At 34.6% G+C, this 459-nt stretch carries 1 pseudogene; it reads right to left on the bottom strand.

The features are described from left to right. Positions 1–459 (bottom strand): annotated as a pseudogene (locus tag RT405_RS10490) (aldose 1-epimerase family protein); the annotation flags it as partial.

The following is a 459-nucleotide window of genomic DNA, read 5'->3' as shown; positions in this document are numbered from 1 at the left end:
TAAGGGAAGTTTTCAAAAGAAACAGCAATTCCATGTGGTGTTTTATCAGAACGAATAGAAAAAGTATTTTTATTCTTTGTCTCATAAATTAAAGCATCTTGGTCAAATAAAGCTCTTCTCAAAGCAATGTCTGTATTTGTCTGTCCCAATGTCCGATTTTCGAGATCCAAATAGGAACCTTTCAATGGGATAACTGTTCTTGAGCGTTTAGGAAGAAAACTCAAGTAATAGTCTTCAAACGAAGTCTCATTCGTTAAAGGAATATTAAACCCGGGATGTCCCCCGATTGAAAAATACATCTTTTCTTGATGGTTTAAATTTTCTACTTGATACGCTACTCTAACCGTTTGCTTTTCTAACGAATAGGTAAGCGTCAAACGAAAATCAAATGGGTAATTTTCTTTAGTAGCTTCATTTGCTGTTAATTCTAAAGCTACTTCAGATTCGCTTTGATGGGTC

The organism is Carnobacterium sp. (assembly GCF_032094055.1).
In the GTDB taxonomy this organism is placed as follows: domain Bacteria; phylum Bacillota; class Bacilli; order Lactobacillales; family Carnobacteriaceae; genus Carnobacterium_A.
This window is presented reverse-complemented; position numbering and strand designations above follow the sequence as displayed.